General features: G+C 49.8%; 16 protein-coding genes and 3 tRNA genes. 5 read left to right on the forward strand and 14 right to left on the reverse strand.

The annotated features are described in order from the left end of the window. Positions 1–50: 50 nt before the first annotated feature. The 8 genes from Q2J39_RS07110 to Q2J39_RS07145 form a co-directional block, all read right to left on the reverse strand. A complete protein-coding gene (locus tag Q2J39_RS07110) occupies positions 51–758 on the reverse strand; it encodes a hypothetical protein (protein WP_288339779.1) in 708 nt (235 codons plus the stop codon). Next, entirely contained in the window at positions 758–1,894 is a 1,137-nt protein-coding gene (gene nagA, locus Q2J39_RS07115; protein ID WP_230266792.1) for an N-acetylglucosamine-6-phosphate deacetylase, read from the reverse strand. The genes Q2J39_RS07110 and nagA overlap by 1 nt, the downstream gene beginning before the upstream one ends. Positions 1,895–2,081: 187 nt before the next feature. After that, positions 2,082–3,023 (reverse strand): YitT family protein, encoded by a 942-nt coding sequence (locus Q2J39_RS07120; protein WP_288339776.1) that lies wholly within the window; start codon positions 3,021–3,023, stop codon positions 2,082–2,084. A 254-nt stretch (positions 3,024–3,277) separates the two neighbouring features. Beyond that, complete coding sequence (locus Q2J39_RS07125; protein WP_230266794.1) at positions 3,278–3,499, reverse strand: hypothetical protein; 222 nt, start codon at positions 3,497–3,499, stop codon at positions 3,278–3,280. Positions 3,500–3,688: 189 nt separating this feature from the next. Then, positions 3,689–5,152, reverse strand: coding sequence for a methyltransferase RsmF C-terminal domain-like protein (locus tag Q2J39_RS07130; protein WP_288339774.1), 1,464 nt, complete (start codon positions 5,150–5,152; stop codon positions 3,689–3,691). A 287-nt stretch (positions 5,153–5,439) separates the two neighbouring features. Then, positions 5,440–6,816 (reverse strand): M23 family metallopeptidase, encoded by a 1,377-nt coding sequence (locus tag Q2J39_RS07135; protein WP_230266796.1) that lies wholly within the window; start codon positions 6,814–6,816, stop codon positions 5,440–5,442. A 482-nt stretch (positions 6,817–7,298) separates the two neighbouring features. Beyond that, a tRNA-Thr gene (locus tag Q2J39_RS07140) sits at positions 7,299–7,374 on the reverse strand. Positions 7,375–7,562: 188 nt separating this feature from the next. Further along, positions 7,563–8,735: a hypothetical protein gene (locus Q2J39_RS07145; RefSeq protein ID WP_288339771.1), complete on the reverse strand. Its 1,173-nt coding sequence runs from the start codon at positions 8,733–8,735 to the stop codon at positions 7,563–7,565. A 422-nt stretch (positions 8,736–9,157) separates the two neighbouring features. Here Q2J39_RS07145 and Q2J39_RS07150 point away from each other — a divergent pair, with 422 nt between their 5' ends. Beyond that, positions 9,158–9,496, forward strand: coding sequence for a hypothetical protein (locus tag Q2J39_RS07150; protein ID WP_230266798.1), 339 nt, complete (start codon positions 9,158–9,160; stop codon positions 9,494–9,496). 79 nt (positions 9,497–9,575) lie between these two features. Beyond that, positions 9,576–9,658, forward strand: a tRNA-Leu gene (locus Q2J39_RS07155). A gap of 234 nt (positions 9,659–9,892) precedes the next feature. Here the strand turns inward: Q2J39_RS07155 and Q2J39_RS07160 are convergent. From Q2J39_RS07160 to Q2J39_RS07175, 4 genes are all read right to left on the reverse strand, one after another. Further along, positions 9,893–10,567: a cupin domain-containing protein gene (locus Q2J39_RS07160; protein WP_230266799.1), complete on the reverse strand. Its 675-nt coding sequence runs from the start codon at positions 10,565–10,567 to the stop codon at positions 9,893–9,895. A 246-nt stretch (positions 10,568–10,813) separates the two neighbouring features. Beyond that, positions 10,814–10,889: transfer RNA gene (locus Q2J39_RS07165), tRNA-Gln, on the reverse strand. Positions 10,890–11,022: 133 nt separating this feature from the next. Beyond that, positions 11,023–11,448, reverse strand: a complete 426-nt coding sequence (locus Q2J39_RS07170) for a GIY-YIG nuclease family protein (protein WP_288339768.1) — start codon at positions 11,446–11,448, stop codon at positions 11,023–11,025. A gap of 87 nt (positions 11,449–11,535) precedes the next feature. Beyond that, positions 11,536–11,904 (reverse strand): hypothetical protein, encoded by a 369-nt coding sequence (locus tag Q2J39_RS07175; protein WP_288820669.1) that lies wholly within the window; start codon positions 11,902–11,904, stop codon positions 11,536–11,538. A gap of 499 nt (positions 11,905–12,403) precedes the next feature. On the opposite strand from Q2J39_RS07175, the gene Q2J39_RS07180 reads away from it, so the two are divergent. From Q2J39_RS07180 to Q2J39_RS07190, 3 genes are all read left to right on the forward strand, one after another. Further along, positions 12,404–13,693 (forward strand): O-acetylhomoserine aminocarboxypropyltransferase/cysteine synthase family protein, encoded by a 1,290-nt coding sequence (locus tag Q2J39_RS07180; protein ID WP_230266802.1) that lies wholly within the window; start codon positions 12,404–12,406, stop codon positions 13,691–13,693. Positions 13,694–14,061: 368 nt separating this feature from the next. Then, the gene (gene metA, locus Q2J39_RS07185) at positions 14,062–15,033 is read left to right on the forward strand and encodes a homoserine O-succinyltransferase (RefSeq protein WP_230266803.1); all 972 of its coding nucleotides are present in this window, start codon (positions 14,062–14,064) and stop codon (positions 15,031–15,033) included. 294 nt (positions 15,034–15,327) lie between these two features. Then, positions 15,328–16,083, forward strand: a complete 756-nt coding sequence (locus tag Q2J39_RS07190; RefSeq protein WP_288339763.1) for an SDR family NAD(P)-dependent oxidoreductase — start codon at positions 15,328–15,330, stop codon at positions 16,081–16,083. A 306-nt stretch (positions 16,084–16,389) separates the two neighbouring features. On the opposite strand, the gene abc-f is transcribed toward Q2J39_RS07190, so the two are convergent. Continuing rightward, positions 16,390–18,300, reverse strand: a complete 1,911-nt coding sequence (gene abc-f / locus Q2J39_RS07195; RefSeq protein WP_288339761.1) for a ribosomal protection-like ABC-F family protein — start codon at positions 18,298–18,300, stop codon at positions 16,390–16,392. A 198-nt stretch (positions 18,301–18,498) separates the two neighbouring features. Further along, positions 18,499–19,800, reverse strand: coding sequence for a hypothetical protein (locus tag Q2J39_RS07200; protein ID WP_230268496.1), 1,302 nt, complete (start codon positions 19,798–19,800; stop codon positions 18,499–18,501). Positions 19,801–21,270: the final 1,470 nt, after the last annotated feature.

Here is a 21,270-nt window from a genome sequence, read left to right on the forward strand (position 1 = left end):
CCGAACAAAGGGTTCTCTCTAATTATCGTGTCCTTGACATGGGGTACACTTCATTCCTCTTCATCATCGCTGGATTGGTCATCATCCAGAACTTCCATGCGGGCATAGGTGACGATCCATTCATCTCTGGCTGCCACGGATTCGGACTTGGTCAGAGGCGAATACAGCATCTGATCGAAGACGCTTTTCGGAGCGCAGATATTCTGGGCGCCGGCCTGAATGGCCATATGGAACTGACTGGAATCGGAAACGACGACCAGAACGCGATCAGGATCATAGTCTTCGTTGGGCGAATAGGCACCAGCCGTATTGAGGACGTCTTCAACGAGGCCTTCAATTGGTGCAAAGCGGGAAATCTTTTCAAGATCCAGAATGGTCAGCCACGCCTGGTTATGCATGGAGGCCATCGCCTGTTCGAGGGTAAAGATTCGGCCGCAGGCTGTCGGAATATGAAGCGTATGCGCGGCTTTGAGGGTCATGTAGCCCTGGGAATCCGCAGTGACCACGGGAATCAGACGCGGTGAGAATGCCTGCAGGTGTCTTCCCTCTTCAAGAATGCTGCGGAAGCTGGGAGCGATTGAATAGAGCAGGATATTCTGGCTTTCGCTCATGACTTCAAGAAGCGAATTCAGCGTCTCCTTGACGTTTTTATTCGATCTTGAAAAATCCATGGGTTCGGTATAGACACCGCTCAGGGTAATCGCCTGATTGACTTCGAGAAATTCAGCGGGATCGATGGTCTGCAGGTAATACTTCACTAGAATGCCTTCTTTCCTTTGGTGTAGGTCATGACTACGTCGTAGTTCGGATCGAGAACGACGAGGTCAGCGTCCTTTCCGGCCTGGATGGAGCCTTTGCGATCGTTGACGCCAAGCAGAGTAGCCGGGTTGATCGTTACGGAGTTGATGGCGGAAAGCCATGGAACCCCGGCTTCTTCAAGAACTTTCAGACCTTTGTTTACGTTCAGTGTGGAACCGGCAAGTCCGCCTGTGGATGTCAGGTGAGCGGATCCGTCCGGCATCAGTTCGATTTCGTTTCCGCCAAAGAGAACCTTAGTTCCAGTCGGCAGAGATTTAACCATCAGGGAGTCAGTAACCATGATGGCGAAGTTTGGACCTTTGGCTTTGTAGAAGTCGAAGATCGCTTCTTTTGTGGAATGGTTTCCGTCACAGATCAGTTCGCCGTATACGTCACTGAAGCGGAACGCTGCACCGACCAGTCCTGGTTCTCTGTGATGGAATTTGGTCATGCCGTTGTAGACATGCGTCATGGACATCGCGCCGTTGGCTACGCCAAGCAGTGCCTGTTCATAGGTGGCTCCGGAGTGACCCTGGCTGACTACAATGCCGTGATCCACGCAGAAGTGAGTCAGTTCATAGTCGCAGTCATGTTCGGTGGCCATGGTGATCAGCTTGATCAGATGATCGGAAGCTTCGTAATAGCGCTTGAACTGTTCTACGTCCGGTTTTACGCAGTATTGTTCCGGCTGAGCGCCCTTATACACCTGATCAAGGTACGGACCTTCGAAATGGATACCGAGAATTTCAGCGCCTTCGTAGCCTTCGCGTACGACTTTGGCGACGTTCTTAACCGCAGCCGTCAGAACTTCTTCAGACTGGGTGATGGTTGTCGGCAGGATGCCGGTAACGCCTTCGCGAACGATGTTCTTCATCCAGTTGCGCAGGCCTTCTTCCGTAGCGTCATTGGTGTCCCATCCATAGGCGCCATGGGTATGCTGATCGATGAAGCCAGGAACGATGCGCAGATCGCCATAGTCTTCGTCAACAGGCAGGGTTTCGTAAGGGAGAATCGCTTCAATCTTTTCGCCATTCGTCTTGATCTGGCATGGCATGAAAGTATCAACGACCCATACTCTACGGCTTTGAATAATCATAAAATGTTTCCTCCGTGATCCAGTTCTGCTGGATCCTTGTATGGGTCAAAAGGCAGTCGTCCGGCTGCCCTTTGACAATGATCACCATTTATTTTATCCAGTTTCTGCCCTTGTAAATGTTAATAATTACAAATTTGTCAAAAACGATAAACAAGCATTTGATTCGCTACAGCTTTCAAAAACAGGATTATTCCATTAACCGGCGTTCGTAATTTCCAAGGGCTGCCTTGGTCCGGTTGAGCAGAAGGAAAGCTTTCGGATCGTATTCCTGAATCAGCTTTTTCATGTAACGGACTTCGTAGCGGTTCATGACGCAGAGAAGAATTTCCTTGTCGTCGCCGGTATAGGCGCCGTTGCCTTTCCACCAGGTTACGCCGCGGTGGATTCGATCGAGAATAACGTGTTTCAGTTCGGGGTTCGAGGTAATGATCATAGCTGTCATCGAAATGTTCTGCAGGTGTACCTGGTCGCTGACAAAGTACATGATGACGATGAACAGCGTGGAATACAGAGCGTTTTCCAGACCGTAGATCGAAATGGCGAACAGTTCAACGAACGCGTTAACGATGTAGGAAATCTTGCCGACGGAGAATCCGGGTTTGGTTACCGAGAAATAGACGCCGAGAATATCCAGACCGCCTGCGCTGCCCGCAGACTGCAGGCAAAGACCGATGCCAAGACCGCCAAGGATCGCACCAAAGATAACGTTGGTGAGCGGATCCGCGAAGATCGGGGTTGTTGGAACGCTTAAGAAAGAAAGCAGAGTCGACTGAATCAGAATGGAAAGAATCGTTTTGAAAAGGAAGCTCTTGCTTAAGGCTTTCCAGGCCAGGATGAACAGCGGGATGTTCATCAGGGTGTTAAAAAGACCGGACAGCTTTACGGAACCGCAGATCATCTGCGAAGCGATCTGGGCGATACCGATCAGGCCGCCCGTATTGAATTTCCAGGGGGAAATAAAGACGTTGACGCCAATTGGAAAAAGAATGCTGCCGACGATCAGCAGAAAATACTGATACGCTTTGTGCTTTGTAAATATCTTTTTCTTTTTGGGTTCAAGATGTTTTGCATCTTTTGGCATAACAGGATCGGACTGCAGCGTGCCGTTTTGGTTGGGGGATGAATTCACGTTGGTATACCTCTGTTTCTTTTCTTATCGACAGAATTTTTCTTGTTTGTTACCAGACCAAGACCGTCTCCTGTCTCTGACGGTTTTTCGTTTCGATTTTTGGGGCGTTCTGGGAACCCATCGTCTGTGCATGGATGAAATCCTCAGAACTGCACAAAACCAAAACGAAGGCAGGAATCATAAATTCCTTGTTCAGTTAAGCAACTCATCTTATTTAATAAGTATTTAAATCTTAAGTCAGGGTTTTGGCTCTTTCAAACGGGCTGACCCTCTAACCGCGCCGCTCGTTTTCTGACCAAAAAGGCGATGTCTTTGGGGGAAAGGACTAGTCGTTCAAACATTGGACGCGTTTTCGTCCGTCTGTATTTTGCAATGGAAAAGCCTGTATTCTGACGTGCTTTTTGGAAGCGAACCAGCTCAGCTTCGGGTTTTTTTGTACTCTCCTCTTCCTTCGGTTTTTTGAGAAAGCCTTCCATATTCGAATGGCTTGCTCAGAAAAGAAGAAAAAGATCGTTCTGAATTTCCGCCTTCTGACGTCCGTTCACTCACTGCAACTGGAAAGCTTGCCGGAGGGGTTCGCCGGCTGTTCTGAATCTTTTCTGAGCAGTCTGTATGCGGTTTGTGACGCACCTCAAAACCGCCGGCTGTCCAGATTTTCTCGCGTTTTACGCCTTTGCTGGATCGTCTTCCGTTTTGCCGCCTTTTAAAATGGCGGAACCCGGCAGAAGCCGAAGGCCTTTGGGAAGCTTGTTGGTAATACGGCCGGCTGAGCTTTTTCCAAAGCCGTAAGGAATGCCCTGATAGCACAGCGCGCGAAAGCCGGCAGGCGCCTGAAGCGGAAGCTGCTGACCATGGTAATATGCATCCATTTCTTCGAGCAAGGTTTCCGTTTTCGTTTTCAGATGACGGGCGGCCGTTTCACTCAGATAAAAGGCGAAATCCGGTTCAAAGCGTTTGCGCAGCACGCTGCCGATTAAAACGCCCTGACGAATCACCTTTCCCTTTTTCAGATTCAGAAACGGATGATTCATCCCAAAGACCAGACTTTCGTCTTTTCGCTCGATCACGTGATAAAACGAATAGCCGCATACGCCGCGCTCATCGGCTTCTAGCTGTTCATCCAGAAAGGAAGCGACTTCCTTAGGCAGCTTGTCTGCAGAGAGCCAGAGGCCCTTTGACCCTTTCCCCTTTTTTCGAGAGCTGCTGACTGGTTCAGCACTTTCTTCGGACTCGCCCGTTTTCATAAAGCGCGCCATAAAGTGGCCTTCCCCGCCATCCATGGGAAAGACGCGGCGAACCAGAGCGGCTTTCGAAGCATCCAGTCCATTTGTCGCAAAGCCTTCTCTTCCCCAGATCACATCGACCGGAAGAAGTTTTGCATCTTCAAACGTGGAAAGAAGCCAGGCGACATTCCCCTCGTTTTCCTCTGGCGCATACGTGCAGGTGGAATAGACGAGTTCGCCGCCAGGTTTAAGCGCCTTCCAGGCTTCTTTCAGGATGTCCTTCTGTCTGGCCGCGCAAAGCAGAACGTTTTCGATCGACCAGTCGTCGCGGGCGATTTCATGCTTTTTCATCATGCCCTCGCCCGAGCACGGCGCATCGACCAGAACTTTGTCAAACAGACCTTCCGTCTGCGAGCAGATCGACGGACTGTCCATATTGGTCACACAGACGTTTTCCGCGCCCATGCGTTCCAGATTGCCAGCCAGAATCTGCGCTCGTTTCGGATCGATCTCATTGGAAACGAGAAATCCGTTCCTGCCAAGTTTCTCCGCGATCTGCGTGCTCTTGCTTCCGGGCGCGGCGCACAAATCGAGAACGGTATCGTCCGGCTGCACATTCAAAATGGAAACGGCACCGGAAGCGGACGGTTCCTGCAGGTAAATCAGCCCCTGCAAGTGTTCCGGCGTTAGTCCCGCTTTCTGATGGATGTACCAGGTATGATCCGCAAACGGCGACACCTCCGAAAGAAACGGCAGACTTTTCCGGGTGATCTGTGGATCCTGCTTGGAGGAACTGATGCGAAGTCCCTGATAAAGCGGAGTCGAAAGACTGTTCTGGTAGGCATCAAATTCGTCACCCAGTAAAGTTCGCATTCGTTTTTCATATAAGGATTCAAGCTGTTCCATAGGACGATCTCTCCTTTCCTGAAGCAATTGGACAAAAATGCGTACGGCGTATAAACCGAATACGCGCTGTATTTGTCTTCAAGCCTTGAACAAAGTGAAATAAATCTTCGAGTTTGTCAAATAATTGTGAATTTACTCGAAATATGCGCGCTGCTCTTCCTGTCCTCATTGTATCGAGCCCATAGCTTCGTTCATTTTAAATGACTTTTTATCTTTTAAACGACAAGAAAGGCCTTCGTTTTCAGATGGCCTCCGTGTTCAGATTTCTGACAGTCTATAGATTTCCTTTAGCGGGAAAAATACTGTTCCGGCCGGACGCGGCAGGCGTATCTGGAGCACGTCGCCGGTGCGTTCCAGCCGCAGCCAAACGCAAAATCCGCCGTAGAGGAAAAGTAAGACGCGACGTCTTCAAACGAGCTTTTGATTCGAAACAGCTCGATATGGGTATGCGGACCGGTGGAATTTCCCGTATTGCCCGATTTGGCCAGAAGGTCTCCCTGACGGACCTGCTGACCGGCACGAACGTAAAGGTTCGATGAGAGGTGGGCAAAGGTAATTCCAAAAAGACCGTCTTCGGTGATCCCGATCATACAGAGCGAATTCCCCGCTCCGGCTGGATAGCCTATCCAGTTTCCCAGATACCCGCCGCTGTCTCCCACAGGGGCATTGGCGTACACAATCACGCCGTCGGTCGGCGCATAAATTGGCGTATACATATTCAAAGCCAGATCCATGCCCAGATGCATCTGTCCAGAAGGATACGCCCAGGTCCCGGCAGAGATTACGCCTTTGGCAGGCATTTGAAGGCGAAGGCTGTCGCCATGGTCTTTGAGAAATTCATCTTCATAGTCGTAAGCCGGGCAGGCTCTGGAAAATCCGCCCTCCATATTTTTTTGACTCTGGGCAGACGCAGCAGACGGCTCCAGCACAGGCTGTGCTTTCTTATGGGGAACTGCCTCGTTTTCTCTGGCGAGCGGAACAGAAGAATTTGGAAGACTCCATCCAGCCATTCCTCCAGATCCGTCGATCGGAGTCTTTAGTCTGCTCGGATCAAAGTCGTCTTTGTATTGGCGGGGAGCTTTCTCTCGGCTTTCGGTCTGGTCTGTTTGAGATGATTCGGCTGCTGGATCCGGCAGCAAAGCGGAAGATGAAGAGGACTCGAGCTGCGGCTCGTTTAAATCGCCTGCATCGTTCCGTTCACCAGAAGATGCTTCTCGCTTCGTTATAGAGACCGAATTATTCGAAATGGAAACCTGTTCGTCTAAAACAGAAGGACGCGAAGCCGGAAGCTGAATCTGACTGCCTGCCGTATGAAGCAGAGCTTCCTCTATCGCTTCTTCATGATTTTCCGGCTGCGCAGGTGCGAGGCGTTCCTGTAAAGACTGAAACAGACGATCCAGCCTGCGCAGACGGATCGTCTGCTCACGCATTTCGTTCTGGATGTTTTCCAGACGGTTCTGTTCTTCCTGTCGGCGATTGAGCGCCTGTACTTTCTTTTCGATCCGTTTCAGCCCTTCCTCATTTCGCCGCAGTTTTTCAAAAAGGTCTTCACGCAAACCGCGCAAAAGACGCAGAACCAGCTGAGAAGGCAGATCGAAATCTTCGGAAGCGAGAGAATTCTCTGCTTCTGCATTTTTTGCGGGACCCTCCGATGGATTATTCAATGGGTCCTCATCCGGATTGCCTGCAGTTTCTAATTGTTCGGAGTTCAAGGCGAAGCTTTTTTCCAGAGAAGATCCTAGGGCGGAGCAGTTTTGATCTGTCGCAAGAGATTGAGCGGCTGTCAAAAACGGCCGGCTGACCGCTTCTTTTGGCAGCCATTCTCCGCACGGACCAAGGCTGATGGCCCCAGCCATCAGAAGGCAGATTTCTTTTTTCCGAAACGCCTGCAGAAAAATCGGTCCAGATACAGGAGCTGGGTTCCGGATTTTCTGTTTTGAAACCGTCTTGGAGCGTCTGGAAAGAAAATTGTTCAGGCTGGAGTTCCTGTATCTCTTATATCTCTTAAAAATGGATCGCTTTGGATGCGACTTATGGATTCGTGTTTTCATGCCCGGTTATACGAACCGCAAACCTGCACAAAATCATTTCCGACATAAAGAAAAGGCAGCTCTCCGCAATGGAAAGCTGCCTGATGGTTTCAAAGTGGTGCCGACGATAGGACTTGAACCTACGACCTACGCGTTACGAGTGCGTTGCACTACCAGCTGTGCTACGTCGGCGCCCTGCTATTGTAGCACAGGAATTTCAGAATCAAAACGAAAATTTCAATTCCTTCCTAAAGGAACGATCTGCTCGGGACTTCTGGAGGAGCCGGGCATCAAAAAAAAGAAGGATCTCTGCGGAAACCATCCGTTTTGATCCTTCGTATTCATTCATCTCTGTATTATCTTGTCTGTTCTGTCGGCTTCTACTGACCAAGCTGGCTTTGGAGGTCGGCGATCTGGGCATCGTACTGCTGAAGAATGTCATCGATACTCAGACCTTCTTCGGCCAGAAACTGCGCGTAATTGTCCCGGTCTGTACGCAGGGAATCGAGCTGTGCCTGAAGGGCATCCGTATTGTCTGCGGGCTGTGCAGCTGGATCAGAAGGATTTTCGCTGATCGGCTGTCCCGATACGTAGTCGTTATACACCTGAGTAAACGTTTTGCCGGTGGTGACTTTCATGGCTTCATCGATTTTGTTGCGCACATCTTCTTCGAGCGCGTTAAAGACGTCGATTTTATCCACAATGGTGGCGCGCGTTGCTTCGTCTGCCGCGTTAAAGCCCTGGGCGAACGAAAGCAGATCCGCAAATTCCGGATTATCCACGGAAAGTGTATTGTCCTTCATTTCCGCAAGCAGATCCGTAAAGGATTTGCCGGTGTGCTTTGGATTAAGGAAGTACTCATCGATTTCCGTTTTCTTGGCCGCCGGGAGCGAGTTGTAGTCGTTTTCGAGATTGACCAGATTTTGCTTCTGGGCATCCGACATCATCGAGAATTCATCCGCATAGTTCACAAGCCGCTTGTAGGCTGCGTCCTGATCGACGCTGGCTACATGGGCCGGATCATATACGGTGACTTTCCAGGCATAAGCGCCAAAGAGAACGCCAAGCACGATGACGGCGGCAAGGATGACCTTGAATTTGGTCGTCTTATAAAACGGAACGGCTGAGGCCGGCTTTTTCGCAGCGCCTTCCTCTTTCGTATCTTTCTTAACTTCATAGCGGCTCGGCTCCAGATCTTCCCCTTTCGAAGCCTGTGCCTTTCCTTTGGAATGGCGCTTTTTGTTTGGTCTGGAAGAGGGATGCGAGCGGGCAAACTGGTTTTCTTCTTCTTCGATACTGACCTGACCGCGTTCCTTGCGCAGCTGATCGAGCGCCGAAAGCATCGTTTCTTCCGCGACACGCCGCTGTTCTTCGGACATGGTTCCTTCGAGAGACGACGTCGTTACATCGCTGTCGTCTTCGGGAAAGAGAAGATATTCTACCTGCTTATCGAGCAGTTTCTGCGTATAATCATCAATTTCATTTTGATCCTTTGGAAAGGAAGAATCCGGATTTTCGGGAGTCTGGTTTTTATTCTGTTCTGAATCGGACATACCCATACACCTCCTGCGTTCTAACTGTAACACACAATACCGCCGGCTTCCCCCCCATCCTGCTGCACCAAAATACAAAGGCTGTCTTCCTTATCTTTTCAAAATACGAAAGGCCCTTTTGATTTACGGCCGTCTGGCAAGACGAAACTAAAGTTCGGGAAAGTCAGTTTTCTGGTAACAAAGAGCCTATATTTTACCAGCCCTTTTGGATCGTGCATGAAAAAAGTCCTGAATTCCTACATTTTCGAATCCGTTATCAAAGTCAACTTTTGTTCATTGTTTTATTCATTAAATCCATAAATTTCAGTCTTTTTCGGGCGATCCGCTCATCCGGATTTGACGGTTCGGCCGATTGGCATAAGGGAATGTTCTTTCTATAATGAAGTCAGATTTAGTGAAATTCATGATAAAGGAGCAAAGGTATGCATACCAACTATGACTGCTTTGAAGATGAACTGATCGAATCCATTGCCCAGCCGATTCTTGAGGCTCTGCTGTCCCTTCAGGACGAACTTGCAGACCCTTATGCAGAGTCAAAAATTTCGATTGTCCCCCACGATTTCCATCCCGCCGATCTGGATGCGGAGGAAGTCTTCCCCATGGATCTGCCTGCAGAGACGGACACGGAAGTTCGACAGGTCATGATCAACTGTGATTTTGACGAAAATCTTCCAGGATTATCCGATGATTTTCTCGAAAAACTGCAGGATTACTTACAGGAAAAGCTCGACGAACTGTCCATGCCCCGTGTTCTGCACTAAAGAGAAGCGATTCTGCCAGATTGTTCTTATGTCTTTAAGATTTTGCGTTCGGCGCGAATCCATGTTTTAATGTCGTCATGCGGATGTGGTGAAACTGGCAGACACTCTAGACTTAGGATCTAGTGCTTCGGCGTGCAGGTTCGAGTCCTGTCATCCGCACCATAAGAAAGCAAGCCCGTCAGATTGAATCTGTTCGGGCTTTTGTTTTGCCTGCGTGATCAATAGATCCGCAGATCTGCGCCGTTTCGTGTTTTTCAAAAAGAAAAATCCGAATTCGCCGGTCCGTACGAATGAACGAATTCGGATAGAAAGTTTCAAATCAGATTCTTCGGCCTGTCGTCTGCATTGTCCTTCGACGCTTCTGCAAACGACTTTGCGGCTTTACTCAGAACCGGCTTATTTCTGAAAGAGCGGTTTTGGTTCCAGGCACATGAGCAGAGCCATCTTGAACGGGCCGTTGACCTGAATGGCGTGGCGGCCGTTTTTGGCAAAGAGAATTTCTTCGCCGGCATGAAGAACATGCTCGACCCCTTCATAAATTACCGTGGCTTCGCCTTCGAGCCCAAAGAGCAGAGCTTCGCCAGGCGCCGCGTGCTCGGAAAGACCGGTGCCTTCGTCAAAGGACATGACGACCAGTTTCATGCCCGGTGTGAAAAATACATCCCGGTTTACAATGGATCCGTTTTTGTACGGAACCAGATCTGCGAGTTTAAAAACCTCTCCAGGTGCAAGATTAAGATTCATGGATTCAGCATCTCCCGGCGCTATTTCTATATAAATAGCGCCTTTTTCGGTTTCTGTTCCCACAGGAACATTTTTCTCGGTCCAGCAGGCGTCCTGGGCGTTCAGTCGTACAACTTCCGTTTGCGAAGTGTGAACCGTCAGATCGCCGTCCATCACCCAGATCAGCTTGTTCTGACGATAGGTTTCCGGAGAAATATCCGTCTGGGCACCAAGAGAAAACACGATGGCCATCCCTTTTGCGTCTGGCAGAAGGTCGTGCGAAATGGTGCAGCCATCGATTGGCTGATCGTCTTTCAAAATGGAAAAGACAGAACCCGGTGTAATCATATGCGTTATCTCCTTTATCCCTGCAGTCGGCTATTTCATCGTCGCCGCTTTCTGGACAATTCCACCCTAGCATACCCGTATTGTTTTATCGAAACGTCCTGACCGATCCGTTTTTACGCATATGGCGCGAAAAAGAAACGAGCCGTTTCTTTGGTCCGCTCTCAAAAGAAAACGCGCTGTCCTTTCGCACGTTCTGGAAAGATAAAAAAAACACGCCAGGCGGTTAACCTGACGTGTAAATTGGCTTGGCTGGGGTACGTGGATTCGAACCACGGAAATGGCAGATTCAGAGTCTGCTGCCTTACCGCTTGGCTATACCCCAATGCGCTCATTTAAGATAATCCATATCTTGGAAGATTGCAAGGAATTCTTTTAAAAAAAGTGAAAAAAAGTTTAGGTAAATATTTTTGATTTATTTATAGTCCTTACGCATATTCAGCAGTTTCCAGTCCATTTCAAAGCCGTTCTTCCGGCTTTCCCAACCTGCCGGTCCGGTCTGCATCCACGAGAACCGCGTTTTGCGAAAGGATAAGATCCAGCTTTTCTTTTCGGCTCAGCTGTTTCAGGTGCCATTCCCGGCTGAGGGCATCGTGCCGGCTCAAAAAGACTTCGTGATAGACCAGAAGGACCGGAAGACGGCTTCGCGTATACCGCGCGCCTTTTTTCTGGTTATGCGCCTTCAGGCGGCGAAGAAGCCGATTGGTGCTGCCCGTATAAAAGGTTCCGTCTCTGCAGCAGAGGATATAGACATACCAGAAGGGCTGGACAGCTTCCAGAACGGGATCAGGCGTTTCTATATTGCTTTGGGATGAGTCGGACTGAACCGATGAGTTCTGATCTTTTCGAACGCATTGCGCGTTTTGGTTTTTTCGTGTGGTCACAGTCCCAGTTCTCCCCTCTCCCGTTTTGAATTTTGCACAGACAGTTTCTGCCTTTTTGGATCCCGTTTCACCGATTGACGGATTCATTTACTGCCCGCAGATCTCTGCCAGTTTTTCCAGAAAGGCCGCTGTCTGTTCTTCCAGCTGGAAACGAAACAGAAATTCCTCGATCGCCTGATCCAGTTCAGAAAAAGTACGCAGCGAAAGAAAGCCGTCTTCGTTCTGTACCCAGACTTCATAGGAATCCTTATATTTCGACAGATGAACCGCATTCCTTGACCAACCCTTGGTCAAGGAATGCAGTTCATCTTCTTCTTCGTGGATCCAGTACGCCTTCTCCTCCAGATTCAGGGCGCAAACCGCCGGTTTCAGGACGCTGTGCACAAAGGGTTTCCAATCTCTCTGCGCAGACGACTTTATCGTCTGAATCGGATCGGTATTTGAATCTTCCTTCATCTTTCTTCTTCCTTTCTTAGAACGGTTCCGCCCGCAAAAAGACTGCCGTGCCGCGTGCTTTTCATTTCTGCAAGGAGCAGTCCGGATCCATTTTGTATCCAGTCTGTCTCTCTTTGATCTTCCCGTTCAGGTATTGTTTTTCATGAATTGTTTTTCGGATTTGCGTGCTTTTCGGAACTGAAATGTATCCCGGATACGGTTTATGATCCGTTTCCAGCTTTCCTTTTATTTTTTCGTTTTTGTTTCCGGCGCAGGCGGCTGAAATACCCTCTTTGCCTGCATTTTGAAAGCTGTTTTCTGAAACATCTAGGAAAAGAAGGCAAAGCTTTTATAATAATCGCTTTGTTTGTGAAATATCCTCAGTCCAGCGCAGATCGTTTCCGGCTTTGCCTAATGCAAAATCGAGCCCGAACCGGATTTGCGAAGGCTGATCGTAACAGATCCCCAAACAGCCAGAATTTTTACTGGGTTTGGCGGAATCTTGAGGAGAGATAAGAAAATGAAAAAACAAGGTCTTGGTACCATTGCGGTACAGGGCGGCTATACTCCGGGAAACGGCGAACCCCGTCAGATTCCTATTGTACAGTCGACAACGTTCAAATACGCAAACGGCGATGAAATGGGCGCGCTTTTCAACCTCGAAGCTGAAGGCTACTTTTACACACGGCTTCAAAACCCGACCAACGACTCGGTAGCGGCCAAAATCTGTGCCCTCGAAGGCGGCAGTGCAGCGATGCTCACGTCCAGCGGTCAGGCGGCCAACTTCTTTGCGATCTTTAATATCGCCAACTGCGGCGATCATGTCGTCTGCTCCACATCCATTTATGGCGGAACGTACAACCTCTTCAATGTCACCATGCGCAAGATGGGCATTGACTTCACCTTTGTGGATCCGGACGCTTCCCCCGAAGAGCTGGATGCGGCGTTCCGTCCCAATACGAAAGCTGTCTTTGGCGAAACGATCGCCAATCCGGCGCTCACCGTTCTGGACATTGAAAAGTTCGCGGATGCGGCCCACCGTCATGGGGTGCCGCTGATTGTGGACAATACGTTCCCGACTCCGATTCACTGCCGCCCGTTTGAATGGGGCGCGGATATCGTCACCCATTCCACGACAAAATACATGGACGGACATGGTGCTGCCGTCGGCGGTGCAATCGTCGATTCCGGAAAATTCGACTGGACGGCACATGCCGAGAAATATCCGGGACTGACCACGCCGGATGAATCCTACCATGGCATTACCTATACCGAACGCTTCGGTCTGGAAGGTGCCTATATCACCAAGGCCACCGCGCAGCTCATGCGGGACTTTGGAGCCATCCAGTCGCCACAGCACGCGTTCTACTTGAACCTGGGTCTGGAAAGCCTGCATCTTCGCATGAAACAGCACGCGATAAACGGCCAGGCGGTGGCGGAATTCCTGGAAAAGCATCCAGCCGTCAAGAGCGTTGAATACGCAGGGCTTCCTTCTTCCAAATACCATGCGCTCGCTCAGAAGTATCTTCCGGAGGGCGGATGCGGCGTTGTCTCCTTCCGTCTGAAGGGCGGTCGCGAAGCCGCACAGAAATTCATGGAAAACCTGAAGATCGCTGCTATTGAAACGCACGTAGCCGATGCCCGCTCCTGCGTTCTTCATCCGGCCAGCACCACGCATCGTCAGCTGACCGATGCGGAACTGGAGGCAGCCGGCGTATACAGCGATCTGATCCGCTTCTCCTGCGGCATTGAAGATACGCAGGATCTGCTAGACGACATTGCACAGGCGCTCGAGGCGACAGAAGCATAGTTTTCCTTTCCATTCGCTTTTATTCCCGTTTTGATTTTGATGTTCTGAACTTTTCCCGGATCGGCAGCTGCTGTCCTTACAGATAGGAACTGGGTTCTATCGTGCCGTCTCGTTCCTGTCTGAGGCCGCTTCTTCTGCCCGATCCGGTTTTCTTCCCTTTTGTATTTTGCAGCGCATTTCTCTATCGCCGTTTCGATATCATTTTTCTGTACCGTTTTGCAGAACCAGATCGCATCCTGGCGGACTTTATGTTTCCGGCTCTGGATTTTGTTCTGCCTCTGGCTTTTGGGTCCGGTCTCTTTTTGCGCAAAGGAGCACCATTAGAATCTGGACCTGACTTTGTACTTTTAGAAAGGAAGTCTGATTGTATGCCGATTAAAATTCCTGAACAGCTGCCGGCGACCAAAACGCTGGTCGATGAAAACATCTTTGTGATGACCGAAACCCGGGCGACCAGCCAGGACATCCGCCCGCTTCATATTCTTCTGCTGAATCTGATGCCGACCAAAATTGAAACGGAGACGCAGCTGGCCCGCGTGCTGGGCAATACGCCTCTGCAGATCGAACTGGATCTGCTGCAGACCTCTTCGTATGAGCCGTCTCATATTTCTTCTTCGCACATGCAGGCGTTTTATAAAACCTTTGATCAGATCAAGGATAAATACTACGACGGCTTTGTGATTACCGGAGCGCCGCTCGAGCATCTGGACTATGAAGAAGTCGACTACTGGAACGAACTTTGCAAAATTATGGACTGGTCGCTGACGCACGTCTTCTCCACCCTGCATATTTGCTGGGGCGCGTTTGCGGGGCTGTACTATCACTATGGCATCGGCAATGTGAAGCTTCCGGAAAAGCTGTTTGGCGTCTTTGAACATCACGTCGATCGTCCAAGTTCAATTCTGTTTCGCGGTTTTGATGACGTGTTCATGGTTCCCCATTCGCGCGGCATTGGTCTGCGCGAAGATCAGGTGCTCGCCTGCGACAAACTGAAAGTTCTCGCTTCTTCCGACAAAGCCGGTCTGTACTGTCTTTCTACAGAAGGGGGACGCCAGATTTTCGTAACCGGACACAGCGAATACGATCCGCGTACGCTCGAAAAGGAATACCTGCGCGATGTCAACGCAGGCGTTCCCATTCACGTTCCGGACAACTACTATCCTGGCGATGATCCGTCCAAGGATCCCGTCGTTCGCTGGCGTTCTTCCGGCAACCTGTTCTTTGCCAACTGGATCAACTACATCGTCTACCAGACGACACCTTACGATCTCGAACAGCTGCAGATCGTCAAGGAATTCATCAAAAACAAAAGCGCTCAGGATCATACGGCAGAGAAGTAGTCAGCCGGCTCTCTGAGTGATCCATACGAAAACAAATCCTTCACCTCTCGCCTTCTTCTGAACAGTGCGCAGGACAGGTTTCTGTTTTCCATTGGTTTGATTTTTGCGGCTTTTGTATAAAATCTGTACCTTTTCTGAATTTCGAAAAAATGTCTGTCCATTTGCGGGCAGACATTTTTTCTCTGCAATCCATTCGAATTCGTTCGGGGAATCTGCAAGCCTTATCATAATTCATAATGAAGCGGCTATAATGGTAGACAAAACCCGGCGTTCAAGCCGGCAAGGAGAGTACCAATGTTATTAGAAGGAAAATGCGCGGTGGTGACCGGTGCCTCGAGCGGCATGGGCAAAGCCATCGTCGAACGTTTCGTGAAGGAAGGCGCGAATGTCGCAGCGGTTGCCCGTCGTAAGGAACGCCTCGAAGCGCTCAAGGAATCGCTGAGCGACGCGCCAGGAAAAGTCGAAATCTTCGCAGCGGACGTATCCGTCACAGAAAACAATGACGCCATGATTGATTTCTGTCTGGAAACGTTCGGCGGCTTCGATATTCTGATCAACAATGCGGGCGTCATGGACGACATGGCCGGCGTAGCCGATGCGACCGATGAAAAATTCGATCACGTCATGAAAGTCAACGTATTCGGCCCGATGTGCGCCATGCGCAAGGCTGTCAGAGTCTTCAAGGAAAAAGGAACCAAAGGCTCCATCGTCAATGTCGCTTCGGTCGGCGGCATGCGAAATGTAGCCGGCGTGATCTACTGCGCCTCCAAAGCTGCCCTCATTTCCATGACCAAGAACACGTCCTTCATGTACTGGGCAGACGGCATTCGCTGCAACGCCATCGCTCCAGGCGGAATCGCCACGGAAATCAGCACTTCCATGGGCATGCCGAACATGGACGGCTATGGAAAAGTATCGAAAATGCTGGCAATGTCTCCAGAACCCGGAGCCCCGGAAGAAATCGCCAACGCAGCGCTCTTCCTCGCTTCCGATCAGTCTTCCTACGTTTCCGGCGACGTGCTCGTCGTCGACGGCGGCTGGATTTCCTAAGCCTTGTACGCGGGTCAAAAGGCAAAATCAAAAAGAATTCTCACTGGATAACCGATCGAATCCCGACCGAGGCCATGCCAGGCACGGCACGCGGACAGACCGATTTCCTTTCCAGACAAAAGCGCCCAATCTCTTCGATCGGACGCTTTCTTGTTCATGATTTGATATAGAAAAGATGCGTTTCTCCTGAATCCGGCAGGAAAGCACCAGAACGATCTTTGAACAAACGAGCCGATCCCCTTGAGACAGGAAAACCAGATCCGCAAAAGAAGACGGATGTCTGCCGATATCTTCTTTCTTTGCGGATCAGCTCATCTCTTCAAGAGCGGACATCTTCTCTTCCCATTCCTTCGTATAGGCCGCAATCTCGTTATGCTTATCGTCAATCCGGCCATCGAGTTCTTCCATCTTGCGATAGTCCTGATAATATTCCGGATCGTAGCGAAGCTCACGCAGCTCTTCCAGCTCAGCTTCGGCTTTTTCCAGCATGGCTTCGAGTTTGGTCACGCGATTGGAAAGGGTGTTTTTCTCTTGACGCAGCTGCGCAGCCGTTTTGGGAGCGGGCGCTGCAGCCGGCGTACGGCCGCGGCGCGAAGAGGCCGGGACTTCAGCTGTTTTGAGGGAATCGAGCGTTCCCTCTTTTTTCTTTTGCGCGTATTCGGTATACGAGCAGTCATAAAGATGACTGTCCTCGCCGATTTCAAGAACCTTATCGGCCATTTTGGACAGGAACATACGGTCGTGGGAAACGAACAGCAGCGTGCCGTCATAGTTTTTAAGCGCGGCTTCGAGAGCTTCTTTGGCTGGAATATCGAGATGGTTGGTCGGTTCGTCAAGAATCAGAAGGTTATCGTGATTCATCATCAGACGGGCGAGCGAGAGACAGACTTTTTCGCCTCCGGACAGATCGTTCACTTCCTTGAACACCTCATCCTGGGTAAACAGGAACGCAGCCAGTACGGAACGGATCTGCGTCTGGCTTGCTTCTGGCTGATCGTCCCAGAGCGTATCGATTACGGTCTTGCTGGAATGCATGGCGGCAGTTTCCTGATCAAAGTAGCCGATATCGATCTGATGGCCGAACGCAAACTGACCGCCTAAAGGCGGGATCTTTCCAATCAGCGTTTTTAGCAAGGTCGACTTGCCGATGCCGTTCGGGCCGACAATGCCGATGCGGTTCTGACGGAACAGTTCAAAGCTCACCGTTGAAAGCGGATGGTCATAGCCAAACGTCAGGCCTTCTGCTTCCAGAACCCGGTTTCCGCCTTTGCGTTCGCTGGAAAACTCCGCTTTGATCCGCGATTTGTCCGCGGTCGTATCGTCGAGCTTTTCCATACGGTCGAGATATTTGATTTTGGACTGGGCAAACGCAGCCTTGGATCGCTTGTAGCGAAATTTTTCAATCAGAGCTTCCAGACGGGCAATTTCTTCCTGCTGACGGACGTAGGCGTCGTGGTTTTTCTTAATCCACTCTTCCTTGGCTTTGACGTAGTGAGAATAGCTGCCTGGAAAGCGCATCGTTTTTCCGCGGTCAATTTCGACAATTTCATCGCACACTTGGTCGAGAAACATACGGTCATGGCTGACGAGAATGACGGCGCTTGGATAGCGGCTGATATAGCTTTCGAGCCATTCAATCGAATCCAGATCGAGATGGTTGGTCGGCTCGTCGAGCAGCAGAACGTCCGGCTTTTCCAGCAGCAGCTTTACGAGCGCAATGCGGGTCTGCTGACCGGAAGAAAACTCATTGATTTTTTTGGAAAGATCGCTTTCTTCAAAACCAAAATGGAAGAAGACGCTGCGCATTTCGTGTTCGTAGTCGTAGCCGCCCAGCGATTCAAAACGGGTCTGAAGCCGGTCGTATTTTTCCAGCTGCTTTTCGCTGGAATCTTCCGCGAGCACTTCCGCCTGCCGCGCCAGTTCCGCTTCGACTTTGCGCAGTTCAAAGAAGACGTCTTCGAGCGCTTCTAAAACGGTCTGATTTTTATCTTCAAAGACGGTCTGGGACAGTGAACCGATCCGGACCGCGTTGGGGACAATTCTTTCGCCGCGATCAAAATCTTCTTTTCCGCTGATGATGTTGAGGAGCGTTGTTTTTCCGCATCCGTTACGCCCGACCAGACCGATTTTTTCGGTGCCTTTGACCTGCAGACTTGCATTGGACAGAACGTCCTGGGCGCCATAGGACTTATATAAATTGGATACCTGCAGTTTCATGGGATTTCCTTTCTGTATCGTTTTTCTGCCGATTCCATAACGCATTGAAAACGAGATGTATCGTTTTTCGCATGGAAACGACGGATATGGGAGTAGCCGTACTTCGGCTTTTTCGTTTCGTAGAAAAAGGATCCTCCTCTTGGCCGATTTCACTATGAAAGCCGGCGGATTCAGGATCCTGTTTTTTTCCTGCTTATTTTACTCGGAAGGAGTGTCTTCGGGCGAGTCAGAAGACGCAGCCGCCGCACTTTGCGAAGCGGTTGTCTGGGAATGGCTTTCCTCCTCATGGGAAATGGAATTTTCGTCAAGCGTAATCGAATAGCCGCAGGCATTGAGAATGCCCTGCGCGATTCCGCGGGCCAGCGTATCTTCGTTTTCCAGAAAATACGTTCTGGATGCTTCATTCTGACTGGACGCGTAGCAGAACACCAGCGAGTTCATTCCATACGATTGGGAGAACATCTCATTGGCTTTCCACTGCTCGCTCTGGCCGGCGCTCGTCAGACGGCCGCCGGTTTCGCGCAGTGCCGGAAACAGCGAATACGGTTCGAGCTCATACGCCTCGTCCACAGTGAGCTGGTCGTACGTATTTCCAATATTCAGCTGGGAAGAGACTACGGGCGTGCTCAGCAAAATTCCATCGCTCAAAAGCGCGCTGGAAATCGAATTGCCCAGAACGCCGTTGGTAAATGGCGAACTGATCATATATGGATAGGGCTGCTCGGCATCGCTCATCGTCAGCGACAAAAAGATTTTTGCCTGCGAAGAGTAGCCGATCCCTGCGCGGGAGTTTTCTCCTGCGTAGCCTTTGAGTTCTTCCTTATCGCGGGAGAACGTGACGCGAAGCCCGGCGCTTTCGAGATATCTGGCAATACGCTGAGCGAATTCCCAGCTGTGCTCGCTCTCGTCAAAGCTGCCCTCACTGTACCATTCGAGAGGCATGCCGTTTGGATCGACCAGATAGCCGGAAGGGTCGATGACCACATCGGTCACTTTCACAATCGGCAGCGATTCCGTTACCGTCAGAAAGATGTAGTTTTCATCGGTGTCGATGCTAAACTTGTCGAGATAGTCTTTCGAAGCATCCACCTGCACGCTGGAGACTTTCTTGTCGTTTCGCATCGTAATCAGCGGAGAGGAGTGCATTTCCTCATCGCTGTAGGCTCTTGCGTACGTATAGCCGTTAGTCAGATACACTTCGTAAACGCCGGCGGGCAGGTTCTGCAAGTCGATTCCACTATCTCCGCCGCCGGTAAAGGTCGTCGTAATTTCTTCTCCGGTTTTAATATTGACCAGCTTGACGTTGCGTCCAAAATAGCCGTCGGTTTCCAGAGGAGAATACGTCTGATCGTAAAACACAAGGGACGTACCGTAAACCGTGTAGTCGCCCACACGCGTTTTATCCGCATAGCTTTCCTGCGGTTTGGAGTTGAGATCCGAGAGGGTAAGGGAGTCCAGATAGGTAAGCGAAAGCCGTTCTGCAACCGAAGGCTGACGCATAAAGAGAAGGCTGATGCAAAGGACGATAACTAAAACCGCAACCGTGAGTGCAATCTTTCCTTTTCGAGTCAGCCTGCGTTTTCTTTTTCTGTTTTTGCCCGTGTTCTTCGCAGAAACAGGCTTTTTTGTATTCTTAGGCGAATTGGGAGTCATCATGGTCAAAGCGTAACAAAAAACCGCTTAAACAGAAACAGCTTATAAAACGCATTCACACAGGGCTCTCAATTTGTCGTCTCCCGCAAACCTCCTGCCCCATCCGTTTTTTCAAAAAAGGCATTGAAAAAGAAGGGCCGCCACAACCCTTCTTTTTCAATTACGTAGAGAGTTAAAAGAGGAAATATGGAAGGGATTGATCAGCCGCTGCGCTGACCCAACGTTATGTCTCTTCCCGAATTCAATATATCAACTGACGCAAGTCAGACGCTTTCCAATGCCCATTTTTATTAAGACGGTATTAAGGTGCAGCATTTGTCATTTCACGAGCGGATTTCGCCTTCCCTCGGTCTTGTTTTTGTGGGATCGCATACGCTCCGAAACCGCAGAAAGCAGGGAGTGCACAGCCTCAGCGACAGAAGAAATCCACTCCGCGTCGTCCAGTCAAAGAAGAAAGGAACGATCAGGAAACAGCACCTCCAGAACACAGGTTATTCAAACCGGACGATTTCTTACCCTCTATGCCGAATTAAAACCAAAAAAGAATTTTCAGACAAAAAATGCCGCGCAAAAAGAGATCCCAGTCCCGCCCAGCTTCCAAACAGCAGGCGTTAGGCAGAAGCTCTTCTATCGGCGATCTCGGTTCGCGCAGAATCCGGCCTTCCGGTTTCTCATACATCCGCATATGAAAAGTACCGGTCGGGCAAACCGGTACTTTTCGGTATTGAAAATTATGAAAAGAGAAGAAAGGAAATAAGAAGTCCTGAATTGTATTCAGCTTCTTTGACCAGAGGCTTTCTCTGACCACGATCAGTATCCGATCCTTACCTAAAATGAGAGTTAAAAGAGAATTTCTTTTCATCAGACACAGAACACCCGGATGGGCGGTCCGGGTGTTCTGTGTAAATTATTGAGAAAAAGAAAGGAAAAAAATTATGATTGAAAAAATTATTATTATTGGAAATCTGCTGCTTTGATTTCCACGGTCTTATCTTAACGTCTATTTTTAGAATATTTCAATTAACGCTTGACTTTTTATCCGCCCCTGACGTCTTGAACAAGCTTCACGAGAATAAAGGCAATTTGCCTCTGAAATGAAAGCTGTTTCGATTTTTTATGCGTAAATGGAATACATAGTCTTTCGACCGCCTCCTCATTTTCTTTCGATCCAGGACGTCCCGTTACACCGCACCGTCCCGTTATTTCCGTCCTCCAAAACGGTTTTCTGATTGAGCTTACGGAAATGACCAATGCATTTTGTGCCCAATGCTGTTCACTTAAGCTTCACAAGCTCACTTACAAATCAGGTTAGTTCCT

This window comes from uncultured Allobaculum sp. (assembly GCF_948576815.1).
In the GTDB taxonomy this organism is placed as follows: Bacteria; Bacillota_I; Bacilli_A; order Erysipelotrichales; family Erysipelotrichaceae; genus Allobaculum; species Allobaculum fili.